This window comes from Delftia sp. Lp-1 (assembly GCF_020523835.1).
GTDB classification, from domain to species: Bacteria; Pseudomonadota; Gammaproteobacteria; order Burkholderiales; family Burkholderiaceae_C; genus Comamonas; species Comamonas acidovorans.
In genome coordinates this window covers 428526-445583 of record NZ_JAJALJ010000004.1, presented here as the reverse complement: position 1 = coordinate 445583, position 17058 = coordinate 428526, and the positions used below count along the sequence as shown (strand labels likewise).

Sequence of the window (17058 nt, the reverse complement as noted above, 5' to 3'; positions counted from 1 at the left end):
GGGTTGCTGCCTAGGCGGGCCGGCGGGCACGGCTGCTATGGTGTTTATGCATTCCCGGCCTTTTCTTCATACCCGCCCTGCGCCGCCTGCCGGCGCACCGAGGGCGCGCCGCTGCTTTGGCACAGCGTGGCGCCACAGGAAGGCCGGCAATGGCGCGCCGCACCCCGGCCCGTTCTCCGCTGTCGATCCCCACCCACCCAGGAGGTTTTTGCACATGACGGATACGCTGATCAAGGTTGACCTGAACCGCCCGCCCACCGACAACGAAAGAGTCCACAACCGCTGGCACCCGGACATTCCCATGGCCTGCTGGGTCCAGCCCGGCGACGACTTCATCCTGGAGACCTACGACTGGACCGGCGGCTTCATCAAGAACAACGACAGCGCCGACGATGTGCGCGACATCGACCTGACCACGGTGCACTACCTGTCCGGACCCGTGGGCGTGAAGGGCGCCGAGCCCGGCGACCTGCTGGTGGTGGACCTGCTGGACATCGGCGCCAAGCCCGACAGCCTCTGGGGCTTCAACGGCTTCTTCTCCAAAAACAATGGCGGTGGCTTCCTGACCGACCATTTCCCCTCGGCCCAGAAGTCGATCTGGGACTTCAAGGGCATGTTCACCAGCTCGCGCCACATACCAGGCGTGAACTTCCCCGGCCTCATCCATCCCGGCCTCATCGGCTGCCTGCCTGACCGGCCCATGCTGGAGATGTGGAACGAGCGCGAGCGCGCCCTGATCGCCACTGACCCCGAACGCGTGCCCGGACTGGCCAACCCGCCATCGGCCGGCACGGCCCACATGGGCCAGATGCGCGGCGAAGCGCGCGACAAGGCCGCCGCCGAAGGCGCACGCACCGTGCCGCCACGCGAGCACGGCGGCAACTGCGACATCAAGGATCTGTCGCGCGGCGCCAAGGTGTTCTTCCCCGTCTATGTGGACGGCGCCGGCCTGAGCGTGGGCGACCTGCACTTCAGCCAGGGCGACGGCGAGATCACCTTCTGCGGCGCCATCGAGATGGCCGGTTGGGTGCACATGAAGGTCAGCCTCATCAAGGGCGGCATGGCCAAGTACGGCATCAAGAACCCCATCTTCAAGCCCAGCCCCATCACGCCGCGCTATGACGACTACCTGATCTTCGAGGGCATCTCGGTGGACGAGAGCGGCAGGCAGCACTACCTGGATGTCAACGTGGCCTACCGCCAGGCCTGCCTGAACGCCATCGAATACCTGAAGAAATTCGGCTACAGCGGCGCCCAGGCGTATTCCATCCTGGGCACGGCGCCCGTGCAGGGCCATATCAGCGGCGTGGTGGACGTGCCCAACTCCTGCGCCACGCTGTGGCTGCCCACGGGCATCTTCGACTTCGACATCAACCCCAACGCGGCGGGGCCGGTCGTCCAGTTCGACGGCAGCATCGACATGCCCCTGTCTCCCGACCTGCGCTGACGCCAAGGAGTCCGCCCATGCCCACCTACGACTACGACTGCGCGCAATGCGGCGGCTTCGAGGCCCTGCGGCCGCTGCGCCTGCGCGACGAGCCCGCGGCCTGCCCCGGCTGCGGCACGGCGGCTGCGCGCGTGCTGGCCGCCGCGCCCCGGCTGGCGCTGATGGCCGACGGCACGCGCCGCGCCATGGATACCAACGAGCGCGCGCGCCACGAGCCCGCCAGCTCGCGCGACTATGACCATGGCTATGCGCGCTTCAAGCACCCGGCAGGCTGCGGCTGCTGCGGATCGGGGCGGCGCAGCGCCACGGTGACGGCGCCCAACGGCGCAAAGTCCGCGCCCTCGCGGCGGCCCTGGATGATCAGCCACTAGGCTGCAGCGGAGTGGACCGCTTCCCAGGGTTTCCACCGCTTGGGAGCCCTGGAAGCGCGCCTTCCACATTCGCGAAACACGGCGCAGGTCGGCTTGCCCAGAATGGGCCGCGCGGCAAGCCGCCGCCCGTTGCCCGGAGTTTCGCCATGCCCCCGTCTTCCCTCCCGTCCTCTTCCCCGTCTTCCTTTTCGTCGCGCCGCCGCCGCCTGCTGTCCGCCGGCGGCGCGCTGGCTGCCAGCAGCCTGTTTCCCGCAGCCCGGGTGGCCCATGCGGCCGATGCCTGGCCCACGCGGCCCGTGCGCTTCATCGTGCCCTTTCCGCCCGGTGGTCCCGTGGACACCACGGCGCGCGCCTTCACCCAGAAGCTGGGCGAGATCTGGCAGCAGCCCAACCTGGTGGACAACCGCGCGGGCGCCGGCGGCATGGTGGGCGCTGCCCTTGCGGCCAAGGAGCCTGCCGACGGCTACACGCTGTTCGTGGGCTCCATCCACCATGCGGTGAACCCTGCGCTGCAGCCGAAGATGACCTACGACATAGAGCGCGACTTCGCGCCCGTGAGCTTTGCGGCCATGTTCCCGGTCTTCCTGGTGGCCCATCCCTCGGTGCCCGCCAGCAATGTGCGCGAGCTGATCGCGCTGGCCAAGTCCGGCAACGGCCTGAGCTTCGGCTCCTCGGGCAATGGCGGCGGCACGCACCTGGCCGGCGAGTTGTTCAACATGCATGCAGGCATCAAGCTGCAGCACATTCCCTACAAGGGCAGCGCGCCGGCCATGAACGACCTGCTGGGCGGCCAGGTGCAGCTGATGTTTGCCGATGCGCCCAGCGCGCTGCAGCACATCAAGTCCGGCCGCATCAAGGTGCTGGGCGTGGCCAGCCGCCAGCGCTCGGCCATGCTGCCCGAGGTGCCCACCATTGCCGAGTCGGGCCTGTCCGAGTACGAGGCCTATTCCTGGGCCGCGCTGTTTGCGCCGGCCCGCACGCCGCCCGCCGTGCTGGCGCGCATCAACGCCGACTTCAACACCGCGCTGCGCGATGCCGCCGTGCGCCAGCGCCTGCTGACGGCGGGCGCCGAGGCCGACCCCGGCACCCAGCAGCAGATGCGCGAGCGCCTGAGCAGCGAGCTGCGCAAATGGGCCCAGGTGGTCAAGGTGGCCGGCATCCAGGCGGACTGAGCGCGGCGGCGGGCCGGAGTCGGGACAAACCCGGCTTCGCAGCGCTGCAACCCCGCCTTTCGCAATCGCGCATAGGCGGGCCGCTATGGCCTGCTTAGGCTTGCCTTCGGTATCCAGAAAAACAACCCCGAGACAAGGAGACGGATATGCGGAAAGGCTTGATGCGAGGCGGCTTGACCAAGGCGCGCGCTGCCGGCTGCGCACTGGGCGCCGGCCTGCTGTGGACGGCGGCGGCGCAGGCGCAGCAGATATCGGACGATGTGGTGCGCATCGGCGTGCTCAGCGACATGTCGGGCCTGTACGCGGACACGGCGGGGCGCGGCTCCGTCGAGGCCGCGAAGATGGCCGTGGCCGACTTCGGCGGCCAGGTGCTGGGCAGGAAGATCGAGGTGGTCTGGGCCGACCACCAGAACAAGGCCGACGTGGGCGCTACCCATGCGCGCACCTGGTTCGACCGCGACGGCGTGGACCTGATCGTGGACATCAACAACACGGCCGTCGCCATCGCCGTCAACAACCTGGCGCGCGAGCGCGGCAAGATGGTGATCAACACCGGCGGCGCCTCGGACATCCTCACCAACGAGCACTGCGCGCCCACGGCCATCCACTACACCTACGACAGCTATGCGCTGGCCAATGGCGCGGTGCGCGGCATCCTGGCGCAGGGCAAGAAGGACTGGTTCATCCTGGGCGTGGACTATGCCTTCGGCAAGGCCATGACGGCCAACGTGACCGACTTCCTGAAAGACGGCGGCGGCAAGCTGGTGGGCACCACCTTCCATCCGCTCAACGCCAGTGATTTCTCGTCCTTCCTGCTGCAGGCCCAGGCGTCCAAGGCCTCGGTGATCAACCTGGCCAATGCCACCAGCGACACGGTCAACGCCATCAAGGCCGCGCACGAGTTCGGCATCGCGCCCAGGCAGACCCTGGTGCCCAGCCTGCTGTTCATCAACGACGTGCATGCGCTGGGCCTGCGCTACGGCCAGGGCATGGTGCTGACCACGGGCTTTTACTGGGACCGCACCGAGGCCACGCGCGCCTGGTCGCGGCGCTTCTTCGAGAAGATGAAGAAGATGCCCTCCATGATTCATGCGGGCGCCTACTCGGCCGTCACCAACTACCTCAAGGCCGTGCAGGCCACCAGGGGAGACGACGGCAACGCGGTGGCGCGCCAGCTCAAGCAGATGCCCATCGAGGACTTCTTCGCCCAGAACGGCAAGGTGCGCGAGGACGGCCGCATGGTGCACGACATGTACCTGGTGCAGATCAAGAAGCCCGAGGAATCCAAATACCCCTGGGACTACTACAAGGTGCTTTCCACCATTCCCGGTGACGAGGCCTTCCGCCCCCTGTCCAAGAGCAGCTGCAAGCTGGTGAAGACATCATGAAGACACGCGCCGCCGTACTCACGAGAACGGGCGCAGCCGCGCCCTATGCCGACAGCCGCCCGCTGGAGATCTGGGAGGTGGACCTGGCGCCGCCCGGCCCCGGCGAGGTGCTGGTCAAGGTGGCCGCCGCAGGCGTGTGCCACTCCGACCTGTCCATCATCAACGGCGACCGTCCGCGCGACACGCCCATCGTGCTCGGCCATGAGGCCGCAGGCGTGATCCAGGCGCTGGGCGAGGGCGTGACCGACCTGGAGGTGGGCGACCACGTGGTCATGCTCTTCGTGCCCGGCTGCGGCAACTGCCAGCCCTGCGCCGAAGGCCGGCCCGTGCTCTGCGAGCCCGCAGGCCAGGCCGGCGTGGCGGGCACGCTGCTGTCGGGTGCCAGGCGGCTGTCGCGCAATGGCCAGCCCATCTCGCACTTCGTCGGCGTCTCGGCCTTTGCCGAGCATGCCGTGCTCTCGCGCCGCGGCGTGCACCGCATCGACAAGTCGGTGCCGCTGGAGCTGGCCGCGCTGTTCGGCTGCGCCGTGATGACCGGCGTGGGCGCCGTGGCCAATACCGCCAGGGTGAGCCCCGGCCAGAGCGTGGCCGTGGTGGGGCTGGGCGGCGTGGGCCTGTCCTCGGTGATGGGTGCGGCGGCGGCGGGCGCGGCCCGCGTGGTGGCCGTGGACCTCAATGCCGACAAGCTGGCCATGGCGCGCGATTTCGGCGCCACCGATACCGTCAATGCCGGCGACGAGGATGCCGTCAAGCAGGTGCGGGCGCTGACGGGCGGCGGCGTGGACCATGCCTTCGAGATGGTGGGATCGGCCAAGGCACTGGAGATGGCCTACCGCATCACGCGGCGCGGCGGCCAGACCGTGACGGCGGGCCTGCCCTCCAGCGCCCAGGCCATCAGCCTGCCGGTCTGGCACCTGGTGGCCGAGGAGCGCACGCTCAAGGGCTGCTACATGGGCAGCTGCGTGCCGCGCCGCGACATCGACCGCTACCTGGCCCTGCATGCGGCCGGCAAGCTGCCCGTGGACCGCCTGGTCACCGGCCACCTGACGCTGGACCAGATCAACGAGGGCTTTGACCGCCTGGCGCGTGGCGAGGCCATACGCCAGATCATCCGCATGGAGGCCTGATAGGAGGTCAGGCCGATCAGCGAGGACCGGGGCTGCTGCTGCGGCTGTGTCCAAGCCAAGCGCGGCGGTCAGGTGCCGTCGGGCAGCAGCTGGTTTTCCCAGCCGGTCAGCCGCTCGATGGCCCGGGCCACCTGCAGGATGCGGGCCTCGTCGAAGTAGCGTCCCACCACCTGCACGGCCAGCGGCAGGCCTTGGGGCGACAGGCCGACCGGCACGCTGATGGCCGGGTGCCCGGTCACGTTGAAGGCATGGGTCTGCACCGGCCAGTGGCGGAAATGCGGCATGGGGTCGAAGCGCGGCGCCGTATCCAGGGTGATGGCGGTCAGCAGCACGTCGCAGCGGTCCAGGGCCGCGTCCACGCGGGCCGCCAGCATGCGGCGCACGCGCAGGGCGTTCAGGTAGTCCTCCGAGGACACGGTGGCGCCCAGCAGCAGCCGCGCCGCCGTGAGCTCGCCATAGTCCAGCGGGCGCGAGCGCAGGTCCTGCGCATGGATGGTGAACATCTCGGCACTGAGGATGACGCGGCCGGCCGCCAGGAACTGCTGGCTGTGGGGCAGGCTCACGTGGATGGGGCGGGCGCCGGCCTCGGCCAGCAGGGCGGCCGTGCGATCGAAGGCCGAAAGGAACGTGGGCGACGCCTGGGGCGAGGACTGAAAGTGGTCCTGCGGCACGCCGATGGTCAGGCCCTTCACGCCCTGCTCAAGCCCCGTGCAGTAGTCGTCCACGGGTTCGGTGGAGCTGGCCGGGTCCAGCGGGTCGTGCCCGGCCAGCACCTGCAGCGCAATGGCCGCATCCTCCACGCTGCGCGACAGCGGGCCGCAGTGGTCCAGCGTCCAGGCCAGGGGGAACACGCCGTGCTTGGAGACGCGGCCGTAGGTGGGTTTCAGCCCCACGGCACCGCACCAGGCGGCCGGTATGAGGATGGAGCCGCCCGTGCAGGTGCCCAGGGCCAGCCGTGTGAAGCCCGCCGCAATGGCGGCGCCCGAGCCCGACGACGATCCGCCCGGGATATGGGCCAGGTCCCAGGGGTTGCGGGCCGCGGGAAACGGCAGGTCGGGGCTGGGCGCGCCGATGGCGAACTCGTGCGTGGCCAGCTTGCCCAGGATGATGGCACCGGCATCGCGCAGGCGCCGCACCGGCGTGGAATCCTCCTCGGGCACATAGTCCAGGCTCAGCCAGGACTGGCAGGTGGTCGGCAGGCCGGCCACGTCGTAGACGTCCTTGATGGCCACGGGAATGCCGTGGAGCAGCGGCAGGTCGGCGCTTTCGGCGCGCGCCATGTCTGCGCTGCGCGCAGCCTCCATGGCACCGCTGGCATCGAGATTGGTGAAGGCATGGATGTCGATGTCCATGGCGCGGATGCGTCCCAGCGCCGCCCGGGTCAGCATCTCAGAGGTGGTCTTGCCGGCGCGCAGCGCGCTGGCCATCTGCCGTATGGAAAGTTCAGGACTGCCGCGCATGGTTGCTCTGACGGGAAATGGTGGTGTGGATGTGCGAGGGACCCGCCTCATGCGCCAATTCGTTGACGAGGCCGCGGTGCTCCATCAGCAATTGGTGCTCCGCCAGGATGGGTCCCAGCCGCTCGAAGGGGATGTCGATGCCGTGCTTTTTCAGCGCATTGAGCAATTCGTGCAGCGCATTGACATCGGGCCCTGCCAGTTTCTGCGGCGAAGGGGGTATTTCAGATTTTCGCGATGCCGGCATCACTGACCACCTTTCTCCATTTTCTGGCGTCGTCGGATACGAATGCCTTGGTGCTGTCCACGGATTTCCAAAGGGGAATGCTGCCAAGCTCCATGAATTTCCGCTGCACCTTTTCATCGGCCAGGATATTTTTCATCTGTGCATTGATGGCGTTCACTATCGCGGCCGGCGTGCCCTTGGGTGCCATGAGCACATTCCATGAGGTCTCGTTGAAATTGCCGAGCCGGGCCGGGCTTTGCTCGCTGAGCGTCTGCCATTCGGGCATGAGGGGCGAGCGCTCGCGCGTGGCCACGCCCACGCGATTGACCTTGCCCTGGTTCACATACTGCTTGGCCGTGATCAGCAGGTCGAAGGCGATATCGACTTGGCCGCTGACCAGGTCGGCCATCATGGGCGCGGCGCCCTGGTACGGGATGTGCAGCATGCGTATGTCGGCGGCCAGGCTCAGGGCCTCGGCCGCCATGTGGCCCGCGCTGCCATAGCCCGGCGTGGCATAGGTCAGCTTGCCGGGGCTGCGCCGCGCCAGCTCGATCAGGTCCTGCACCGACGACAGCTGCAGGCCCGGGCGTGTGATGAGCACCAGAGGACTGTCGTTGATGGTGGAGATGGCTTCCAGGTCGCTGGCCACGTCATACCCGGCCTGCGTGTACAGCGCGCCCGAGATGGTCTGGGCCGTGGTGCAGATCAGCAGCGTATATCCATCGGGACTGGCCTTGGAGACCTGGCGCGCGCCGATGTTGCCCGAGGCGCCAGGGCGGTTTTCCACCACCACGTTGACGCGCAGGCGTTGTGCAAGCTCCTTGGCGATGATGCGCCCCACGACATCAGTGCCACCGCCTGCCGGGAAAGGTACAACCAGCGTGATCTGCCGGTCTGGCCAGGCCGCATGAACCAGGCTGGCAGCGACCAGGAAAATACCTCCGAGAAACAGGCTGAGGATTCTTTTCATGGGCTTGATTCATGTGGTTGCGGGGGGTGAGGATGCATGCCCTGTGCAGATCCGGGCCGACACGCCGGGATGCATCTCACGATGGATCCGGTAACTGCAGCCAAGGCCAAGGCAGGCAAAAAATAATGAATTTGTTAAAACTATTGAAACATTGAGTGCCATAGTTTTACATCATGAAGGATGGGGTGCAAGGCCTGCGGATGCGCAATGTAGGGGTGTTGCGTCCATGCTGCAGAGGCCGGCTCCGGAAGGCAGTGGCGCGTGCGCACATCCGGGCTTGGGGTAGGGAAGGGGCAGGGCAAGACAAAGGTTGCACCGGCAGCGGTGGCCGGCGCAACTGCTGGGCGGCCCGGGCTCAGGAAACGCGCAGCGCCTGTTCCTGCAGCAGGCGCTTGAGCACCTTGCCGTTGGGGCTAGTGGGCAGCTCGGCCAGGGGCACGATGCGGGCGGGCAGCTTGTAGGGCGCCAGCCGTTCGCGCAGGTGGGAGCGCGCTGCGGCGCTGTCCAGCGTGGCGCCGGGCTGCAGCTCGACGAAGGCGATGACCTCCTCGTTGCCATCGCCCTCGGGCCGCCCGACCACGGCGCTGCGCTGCACGCCGGGCAGCTCGTTGAGCGCCAGTTCCACCTCGGCCGGATAGACGTTGAAGCCCGAGCGGATGATCATTTCCTTGAGCCGTCCCACCACGAAGAGTGCGCCGTCGGCATGCAGCTCGCCCAGGTCGCCGCTGGCGTACCAGCCGCCCTCGCGCATCACGGCGGCCGTGGCCTGGTCATCGCGGAAGTAGCCATGCATCAGGCCGCGCCCGCGTATCCACAGCTCGCCGCGCTCGCCCACCGGCAGGCTGCGGCCCGTGGCCGGGTCCACGGCGCGCACTTCCGCGCCTTCCACCACGTAGCCCGCGCTGGTGTCGGGCCGCTGCTCGCCCTGTCGCGTGAGGTGGACCGACCCTGCGTATTCCGACAGGCCGTAGCCATGGTGCAGCGCCTGGCCGAAGGCGGCCTCCACGCGCTTTTTCAGCGTCAGGTCCAGCGGGCCGGCACCGGTATAGACATAGCGCAGCGCTGGCGCCTGCGGGTGTGCAATGCCCTGCTCCTGCAGATAGGCCAGCAGGCGCGCGTACAGCGCAGGCGGCCCCTGAAGCTGGGAGATGCCGTGGCGGGCCAGCGCGTCCAGCAGGTCGGCCGGGTCGAACTGCGGGCGCATCACCATCTGCGCGCCCGCATGCAGCGAGGCCAGCAGCACCGTGCCCAGACCGAAGATGTGGGTCATGGGCACGAAGGCGTAGCTGCGGTCCTGCGGACCCAGGCCGCGCGATGCGGCCGAGACGCGCGCGAACAGCGTCAGCGCGTCATGCCCCACCATCACGCCCTTGGGCGTGCCCGTGGTGCCCGAGGTGAAGATCAGCGCCGCCACCTCGTCCTGCAGCGCGCCGGATTCGGCCACGGCCTGCGCGCGCACCGGGCTGTGCTGCATGCCGGCCAGGGCCGAGTCGCCTGCGCCAAAGCGCCGCGCGTGGCCGCTGGCGCTGTCCGATGCGGCCGAGGTGAAATACACCACGCGCGCATCGGCCTTGGCCGCAAAGGCATCGATCTCGCCGGGCGCCATGCGCGCGTTCACGCCGCAGGACCAGGCGCCCACGCGGCTGCAGGCCAGGATCAGCGCCGCGTGCTCGGGGCAGTTCTCGGCCACGACCAGCACGCGGTCGCCGGGCCGCACCTGCAGCGCGCGCAGCTCGGCCTCGGCCGTGTCCGCCAGCGCGCCCAGGTCGGCAAAGCTCAGGCTGCTGCCGTCGGGCAGGTGGATGAAGGGACGCTGCGGCGCTTCGGCCAGCCAGCGGTCCAGCAGATGGTGTATTCGTTGACTCATGCTCCGCGTATCCCTCAGTCCACCACAATGCCTTGGGTGACGGTGGCCCACATCGCGCGTTCTTTTGCACCGCGCTCGGCCAGTTTCTGGGGTGCGCCGGTCCACTCTTCGTAGCCCAGTTCCTTGAGGCGCTTGCGCAGCTCCGGCTGGGCCAGGGCGGCGTTGATGGACTTGTTCAGGCGGGCCACGAGTTCGGGCGACATGCCCTTGGGGCCGTAGACGCCATACCAGCCGCCCACGTCGAAGCCCTTGAGGCCTTCGATGCCGGACTCGGCAAACGTGGGCACATCGGGCAGCGAGGCATTGCGCTGCGGCGAGGTCACGGCCACGGCGCGCACCTTGCCGCTCTGGATGTAGGTGCTGGCGGTGCTGATGATGTCCAGCATCATGCTCAGCTGGCCGCCGATCACGTCGGTCATGGCCGGTGCGTTGCCCTTGTAGGGGATGTGGTTCATCTCGATGCCGCTGCGCCGCGCGAACAGCAGCGCGCCCAGGTGGTTGGAGCCGCCCACGCCGGCCGAGCCGTAGTTGAGCTTTTGCGGATGGGCCTTGGCATAGGCCACGAGCTCGGCCGTGGTCTTGTAGGGCTCGTTGTTGTTGACCACCAGCACGTTGTAGTAGCTGAGCACGGGCGCCACGGGCGTGAGGTCACGGGCCGGGTCGAAGGACATCTTGCTCATCACGTTGGGGCTGATGGTGATGGTGGGGCTGGCCGCGAACCACAGCGTGAGGCCATCGGGCCTGGCGCGCACGACCTCGCTGCCGGCCATGGTGGCGTTGGCGCCGGGCTTGTTCTCCACCACCACCGAGGCGCCCAGCTCCTTGGTCAGCGCCACGCTGAGCAGGCGGGCGCCCTGGTCCACGGGGCCACCGGCCGAGTAGCCCACGATGAGGCGCACGGGCTGCGCGTCCTGCGCGGCGGCGGGGAGGGCGGTCAGGGCGCTCAGGGTGGCCAGGGCGGTCACCAGGGACGCCAGAAGCGGGGCATGGGCCAGGGTGGCCAGGGCCTTGCGGCGGTGTTGGGCGGGCATGTGCATGTCTCCTGCAAAAAATGAATGAAGCGCTGCCGTGGCCTGCACGGCGGCGCGCCCGGTCTGCGCCGGACATGCAGGCAATGGTGCGCACGCCGGCGCTTCTTGGGAATCTGCTTTTGCCTAAGCCGGGGTTTGCCGGCTGTTAGGACGTCCTAGGAAGACAGGTCCGCGCCCGCCTCCTCGGCGCCCGCCTGCCAGCTGGGCGCGGCGGTGACGATGGCCTCGCGCAGGAACTGCTGGAAGGCGCGGGCCGCCATGGTGGGCTGGCGGTCGGGCATGCGCACCAGGTACATGGCATTGCCCAGGCCGGAGAACACCACCTGGTCCAGCACGGCCACCAGGGTGCCGCTGGCCAGCGCGGCCGAGGTCACGTAGTCCGGGAGCAGGGCCAGGCCCAGGCCGTCCAGCACGGCGTCGTACAGCAGGCGGTAGTCGCCCGATTGCAGCGAGGGCAGCACATCGAGGGCAGCGGCGACGCCATCGTCGCCGCTGCCGGCAAGCCAGGCCAGCCTGCCGCCCATGGCCAGCGGCAGGATGAGGCGGGCCTGCAGCAGGTCGGCAGGCGCGCGCAGGGGCCGGCCCAGCGACTGCTCCAGCGCCTGCAGGCAGGCGGGCGTGGCCACGAAGTTCCAGCGCACATCGCACAGCCGCGTGGCCACCAGATCGTCCAGCGGCGCGGAGGTGATCTGCACCGCCAGATCGACCTTGGAGGCCACGAGGTCGGCCATCTGGTCGTTGATCAGCAGGCGCAGGCGGATGTCGGGATGCTCGCGGCAAAAGCCCAGGATCAGCGGCTTGAGATAGAAATGCCCGAAGCCGGTGGGCACGCGCACGCCCACCTCGCCGCTCACGGTGGAGCGCAACTGGTGGATGGCATCGCGGGCGCGCTGCAGCTCCTCCATCATGGCCAGGCAGCGCCGGTACAGCAGCTGGCCGGCCTGGGTGAGCTCCACATTGCGCGTGGTGCGGCGCAGCAGCTGCGTCCCCATCTCGGTCTCCAGCGCACGCAGCCGGCGCGAGACGTTGGAGCGCGTCATGCCGCCGCGCTCGGCCGCCCGCGTGAGGCTCTTGGCCTCGGCGATGTCGATGAAGACGCGGCACAGGTTCAGGTCCATCTCGGCATTCTTTGCGGGGCCGGGGCCGGCCATTGTTGATCGGGAGTCACCAGGCCTGGCCTGCTGGCGAGGATTGTGGCGCCAGCCCTGCCTCCCTAGCATGGAGGAAACCATGGCGAAAGGCCGCAGACCGTGAACCAAGAAGCTTTGCAAACCGCGCCGCCGGCGCCCCTGGCGCACTACCGTGTGCTCGATCTGAGCCAGGGCGTGGCCGGCCCCTACTGCACCCACCTGCTGTCGCGCCAGGGCGCCGAGGTGATCAAGGTCGATCCGCCCGAAGGCGACTGGGCGCGCCACGTGGGCATCTCGCGCAACGGGCACAGCAGCCTGTCGGCCACCTACAACGCGGGCAAGCGCAGCATTGCCGTCGATGCGCGCCAGGCCCAGGGGCGTGCGCTGCTGCTGCGGCTGGCGCGCGAGGCCGACATCGTGGTGCAGAACTTCCGCCCCCAGGTCGTGCAGCGCATGGGCGTGGACTACGACAGCCTGCGCGCGGCCGGCCTGGACCCGGTGTACGTCTCCATCAGCGGCTACGGACCCACGGGGCCGTATGCCGACCGGCCCGCCACAGACTCCGTCATGCAGGCCGACACGGGACTGATGACCAGCAACCGCGACGCGCAGGGCCAGCCCCAGCGCGTGGGCCTGCTGCTGGCCGACATCGCGGCCGGTGTCTACGCGGCACAGGCGTGCACGGCGGCCCTGCTGGGCAAGGCGCGCAGCGGGCGCGGGCGCCATGTGGAGCTGAACCTGTTCGAGGTCTGCTGCGCCCTGCAATCCACGGTGCTGGCCGAAGACACGCTGCGCGGCGGCCTGCCCGCCGAAGGCGTGAGCGCCCCCAACGGCGTGTTCGCCACGGCCGATGGCTTCATCACCGTGCTGGCCCTGAACAACGACCAGTTCGAGCGGCTGTGCCGCGCGCTGGACCTGCCGCACTGGCTGCAGGACGCGCGCTTTGCCTCCAATGCGGGCCGCATGGCCCACCGCCATGTCCTGCATGCCGGGCTGCAGGCCTTGCTGGCGCAGCAGCCGCGCGCCCACTGGGAGCAGCGCCTGGCAGCGCAGGGTGCCCTGCATGCGGGCGTGCGCACGCTGGCCGATGTGGTGGCGCACCCCCAGGCCGTGCACCGCGCATCGTTCGCCACGCTGGCGCAGCCCGGGTTCGGGCAGCTGCTGTATGCGGCGTCGCCCTGGCCGGCAGACGCAGCAGCTTCCGGTGCATCCCTTGGCGCCGCGCCGCGCACGGGCGAGCACACGCGCCAGATCCTGGCCGAGGCCGGCTGCACGCCGCAGGAGATGGAGCAATGGATGGCCAGCGGCGTGGTGCACCAGTGCGCGCAGGAGGTCATGGCATGAGCGCTTCCATATCCACGTTCACACCCACCTCCCCGGACACCTGCCCGGACACCTCCATGCAGGCCCTGGTCTGCCATCAATTCGGCGCGCCGCACGAGGTGGTCAGCCTGCAGTCCATGGACCGGCCCGGCCAGCCCCTGGGCGCGCACCAGGCGCGGATTGCCGTGGCCTACGCCAACGTCAGCCACGCCACGGGCCTGCTGATCGAGGGCCGCTACCAGCGGCGCCCGCCGCTACCCTTCGTGCCCGGCACCGAAGGCGTGGGGCGCGTGCTGGAATGCGGCAGCGCGGTGCAGCACCTGCAGCCCGGCGATGCCGTGGCCTTCATTGCCGACTGGGGTGCCTTTGCGCAGGAAACGGTGGTGCATGCATCCACCGTCTACCTCCTGCCTGCGGGCATGCCCTGGCTGCAGGCCCTGCCCATTCCCCTGTCCTACGGCACGGCCTACACGGCCCTGCACTGGCGCGCGCGCCTGCAGGAAGGCGATGTGGCGCTGGTGCTGGGCGCCGGCTCTGGCGTGGGCGCCGCAGCGGTGGAAGTGGCCCGGCAGACGCCCGGCGTGCAGGTCATCGCCTGCGCCAGTACCGAGGCCAAGCGCGCCGATGCGCTGCGCCGCGGCGCGCACCAGGCAGTCACCCCGCAGGACCTGGCCGCCCAGGTCAAGCAGGCAACCCAGGGCCGGGGCGCCTCCGTCGTCTTCGACCCCGTGGGCGGCGATCTCTTGCTGCAGGCGCTGCGCGCCGCTGCGCAGAACGCGCAACTGCTGAGCGTGGGCTTCGCCAGCGGCGCCATTCCCGCCGTGCCCATGAACCTGGCCCTGGTCAAGAACCTCACGCTGCACGGCTTCTTCTACGGCCGCTACATCGGCTGGACGCCGGCCGATGAGCGCCAGGCCTTCGCGGCGCAGCTGCAGCCCGTCATTGCCACGCTGCTCGACTGGGCTGCCCGGGGATGCATCCATCCCCAGGTCAGCCAGGTCTTCGACATGCATGAACTGCCGGCTGCGCTGGATGCGCTGCACGGCCGCAACGTGACCGGCAAGCTCGCACTCGCCATTCAAGGAGACAAGGTATGACAACGCAACGCACAGGCCCCGCGCTTTCCCGCCGCACCCTGCTGGGCGCCGCTGCGGCGCTGGCCGCATGGAGAACGGCAGGCGCGCAGCCATCCGCCGGGGCCCAGGGCTATCCCAAGGCGCCCATCCGCGTCGTCGTGCCCTATCCACCGGGCGGGCCTACCGATGTGGTCGGGCGCGTGGTCACCACGCGGCTGGGCGAGGCGCTGGGCCAGCCCTTGGTGGTGGACAACAAGGCCGGCGCCAGCGGCATGGTCGGCGCGGCGCTGGTGGCCAAGGCGCCGGCCGACGGCTACACGCTGCTGGTCAATGCCTCCATCCACGTCATCAATCCCTACGTCTATGCCAGCGCGCCCTACGACGCCTTCCGCGATTTCGAGCCGGTCACGCAGCTGGTCGATGTCCCGCTGGTGCTGGTCGTGGGCAGCCAGCTTCCGGTGCGCAATGTGCAGGAGCTGATCGCCTGGGCCAAGGCCCATCCCGGGCAAGTGAACTTCGGCTCTGCCGGCAATGCCTCGTCCCAGCACCTGTCGGGCGAGCTGTTCCGCCTGAAGACCGGCGCGCAAATGCAGCATGTGCCCTACAAGGGCAGCTCGCCGGCCCTGACCGACCTGATGGGCGGGCAGATCCAGCTCATGTTCGACTCCATGCCCTCGGCCATGCCCTTCATCGCCTCGGGCCGGCTGCGTGCGCTGGCCGTCACCTCGGCCAGTCGCTCGCCCTCCCTGCCCGATGTGCCCACCATGGAAGAGGCCGGCATGCCCGGCTTTCGCACCAGCACCTGGTACGGACTGTGGGCGCCGAAGAACACGCCCCAGGACGTGGTGCAGAAACTGTGGACCGAGTCCCGCCGCGTGCTTGCCGAACCCCAGATCGCCGCGCAATACCGCCGCCTGGGCGCCGAGCCCGTGGGCTCCACGCCCGCCGAGTTCGCGCGCTACATCCAGGCCGAAGCCCGCAAGTGGGAAGAGATCGTGAAGGCTTCGGGGGCGCGGGCGGATTGAGGCGGCCGCCGTCAGGCACCAGCCTTGATTCGGCTGGCTGCCTGCCTTCCCAGATCCGCGATAAAGAGGTCAAAGTCTTCATCCGGCACGTCAATGTAGTGACCCGAGGCGACATCCGCCCACCCCCGCATAGCCGCTTGCCGTAGCGCCTCCAGCTTGGTCGCTTGGGTCTGAGCTTCAACGATTCGATGTTGTTGCTGGCTCAGATTCACTGGACGTGTCGACATGACGGGTTCCTCACACCCGCTCGAACACCGCCGCAATCCCCTGGCCGCCGCCTATGCACATGGTCTCCAGCCCATAGCGGCCCTTGCGGCGCTCCAGTTCGTGCAGCAGGGTGGCCAGGATGCGCACGCCGGTGGCGCCTATGGGGTGGCCCAGGGAGATGCCGGAGCCGTTGACGTTGAGCTTGTGGTCTATGGCGCCCTGGTCGTTCCACTCCCAGCCCTTGAGCACGGACAGCACCTGGCAGGCAAAGGCTTCGTTGAGTTCGACCAGGTCCATCTGGTCCAGCGTGAGGTTCAGGCGCGCCAGCAGTTTCTTGACGGCGGGCACGGGGCCTATGCCCATGTGCGAGGGCTCGCAGCCTGCGGCGGCCCAGCCCACCAGGGTGGCCATGGGGGTGAGGCCCAGTTCGGCCAGCTTGTCCTCGGCCACGATCAGGCAGGCGGCGCTGGCGTCGTTCTGCTGGCTGGCGTTGCCGGCCGTGACCGTTCCATTGGGCATGAGCACGCGCAGCTTGCCCATGCTGTCGGTGGTGGCGTCGGCGCGAAAGCCTTCGTCGCGCGTGAACAGCACGGGGTCGCCCTTGCGCTGGGGCACCTTGACGGGGACGATCTCGTCGGCGAAGCGGCCCGCCTCCCAGGCGGCGGCAGCGCGCTGGTGGCTGCGCACGGCGTAGGCGTCGGCTGCCTCGCGGCTGATGCCGTAGTCGCGCGCCAGGTTCTCGGCGGTCTCGATCATTCCCGAGATCTTGCCGAAGCGCTCCACGGGCTGGGAGCGCTCGCGGCCGCGGTCCAGGCGGTCGTAGAAGCGCACATTGCCCGAGCGCGCGCCCCAGCGCATGTCGGTGCTGTAGTACTCGATGTTGCTCATGCTCTCCACGCCGCCCGCGATCACCACGTCGGCGGCGCCGCTTTGCACCATCATGGCCGCCGTGGCCACGGCCTGCAGGCCGCCGCCGCAGCGCCGGTCCAGCTGCATGCCCGGCACCGTCACCGGCAGGCCGGCCTGCAGCGCGGCCCAGCGGCCCACGCAGGGCGTCTCGCTGCTGGCGTAGGACTGGGCGAAGACCACGTCGTCGATGCGTGCGGGGTCGATGCCGCTTTTCTCGACCACGGCGCGCACCGTGGTGGCGGCCAGCTCCTCGACCGATACCGGCCGCAGGCTGCCGCCGAAGGTGCCCACGGGCGTGCGAAGGGGGGTGACGATGGCGGCTCTGCGCATGG

Annotated in this window: 16 protein-coding genes; 8 read left to right on the top strand and 8 right to left on the bottom strand. The window is 69.2% G+C overall.

Annotated features, from left to right (window positions below):
- The first annotated feature begins 214 nt into the window (after positions 1–214).
- From fmdA to LGR64_RS27265, 5 genes are all read left to right on the top strand, one after another.
- Positions 215–1447: a formamidase gene (gene fmdA, locus LGR64_RS27285; protein WP_216294508.1), complete on the top strand. Its 1233-nt coding sequence runs from the start codon at positions 215–217 to the stop codon at positions 1445–1447.
- Positions 1448–1464: 17 nt separating this feature from the next.
- Positions 1465–1818, top strand: a complete 354-nt coding sequence (locus LGR64_RS27280) for a zinc ribbon domain-containing protein (RefSeq protein WP_034397657.1) — start codon at positions 1465–1467, stop codon at positions 1816–1818.
- Between the two features lie 146 nt (positions 1819–1964).
- Positions 1965–2990, top strand: a complete 1026-nt coding sequence (locus tag LGR64_RS27275; RefSeq protein ID WP_141832929.1) for a tripartite tricarboxylate transporter substrate binding protein — start codon at positions 1965–1967, stop codon at positions 2988–2990.
- A 146-nt stretch (positions 2991–3136) separates the two neighbouring features.
- Positions 3137–4378 (top strand): ABC transporter substrate-binding protein, encoded by a 1242-nt coding sequence (locus tag LGR64_RS27270; protein WP_141832927.1) that lies wholly within the window; start codon positions 3137–3139, stop codon positions 4376–4378.
- Entirely contained in the window at positions 4375–5505 is a 1131-nt protein-coding gene (locus LGR64_RS27265) for a zinc-dependent alcohol dehydrogenase family protein (RefSeq protein WP_141832925.1), read from the top strand. Before LGR64_RS27270 ends, LGR64_RS27265 begins: the two co-directional genes overlap by 4 nt.
- Positions 5506–5573: 68 nt before the next feature.
- Here the strand turns inward: LGR64_RS27265 and LGR64_RS27260 are convergent, their stop codons facing one another.
- The 6 genes from LGR64_RS27260 to LGR64_RS27235 form a co-directional block, all read right to left on the bottom strand.
- Positions 5574–6965, bottom strand: a complete 1392-nt coding sequence (locus LGR64_RS27260) for an amidase (RefSeq protein WP_013800076.1) — start codon at positions 6963–6965, stop codon at positions 5574–5576.
- Complete coding sequence (locus LGR64_RS27255) at positions 6949–7209, bottom strand: hypothetical protein (RefSeq protein WP_013800077.1); 261 nt, start codon at positions 7207–7209, stop codon at positions 6949–6951. Before LGR64_RS27255 ends, LGR64_RS27260 begins: the two co-directional genes overlap by 17 nt.
- Positions 7187–8158, bottom strand: coding sequence for a tripartite tricarboxylate transporter substrate binding protein (locus LGR64_RS27250; RefSeq protein WP_230357389.1), 972 nt, complete (start codon positions 8156–8158; stop codon positions 7187–7189). The genes LGR64_RS27255 and LGR64_RS27250 overlap by 23 nt, the downstream gene beginning before the upstream one ends.
- A gap of 355 nt (positions 8159–8513) precedes the next feature.
- Positions 8514–10025: a class I adenylate-forming enzyme family protein gene (locus LGR64_RS27245; protein ID WP_141832910.1), complete on the bottom strand. Its 1512-nt coding sequence runs from the start codon at positions 10023–10025 to the stop codon at positions 8514–8516.
- A 14-nt stretch (positions 10026–10039) separates the two neighbouring features.
- Positions 10040–11056 carry a Bug family tripartite tricarboxylate transporter substrate binding protein gene (locus LGR64_RS27240; protein ID WP_043823455.1) on the bottom strand — a complete coding sequence of 339 codons (1017 nt, stop codon included), beginning with the start codon at positions 11054–11056 and terminating at the stop codon, positions 10040–10042.
- 155 nt (positions 11057–11211) lie between these two features.
- Entirely contained in the window at positions 11212–12207 is a 996-nt protein-coding gene (locus LGR64_RS27235) for a LysR family transcriptional regulator (protein ID WP_442873859.1), read from the bottom strand.
- A 99-nt stretch (positions 12208–12306) separates the two neighbouring features.
- Here LGR64_RS27235 and LGR64_RS27230 point away from each other — a divergent pair, with 99 nt between their 5' ends.
- Genes LGR64_RS27230 through LGR64_RS27220 form a run of 3 tightly spaced genes read left to right on the top strand, consistent with a single transcriptional unit; the run spans position 12307 to position 15610 of the window.
- Positions 12307–13530, top strand: coding sequence for a CaiB/BaiF CoA transferase family protein (locus tag LGR64_RS27230; RefSeq protein ID WP_230357386.1), 1224 nt, complete (start codon positions 12307–12309; stop codon positions 13528–13530).
- 56 nt (positions 13531–13586) lie between these two features.
- On the top strand, positions 13587–14606 hold the full coding sequence (locus LGR64_RS27225; RefSeq protein ID WP_230357480.1) for an NADPH:quinone oxidoreductase family protein: 1020 nt from the start codon (positions 13587–13589) through the stop codon (positions 14604–14606).
- The gene (locus LGR64_RS27220) at positions 14603–15610 is read left to right on the top strand and encodes a Bug family tripartite tricarboxylate transporter substrate binding protein (protein ID WP_034397674.1); all 1008 of its coding nucleotides are present in this window, start codon (positions 14603–14605) and stop codon (positions 15608–15610) included. Before LGR64_RS27225 ends, LGR64_RS27220 begins: the two co-directional genes overlap by 4 nt.
- Before the next feature lie 11 nt (positions 15611–15621).
- On the opposite strand, the gene LGR64_RS27215 is transcribed toward LGR64_RS27220, so the two are convergent.
- Together LGR64_RS27215 and LGR64_RS27210 are read right to left on the bottom strand one after the other, a co-directional pair.
- Entirely contained in the window at positions 15622–15837 is a 216-nt protein-coding gene (locus LGR64_RS27215) for a hypothetical protein (protein WP_052151677.1), read from the bottom strand.
- A gap of 10 nt (positions 15838–15847) precedes the next feature.
- Complete coding sequence (locus LGR64_RS27210; RefSeq protein WP_012202131.1) at positions 15848–17056, bottom strand: acetyl-CoA C-acetyltransferase; 1209 nt, start codon at positions 17054–17056, stop codon at positions 15848–15850.
- Positions 17057–17058 lie beyond the last annotated feature (2 nt).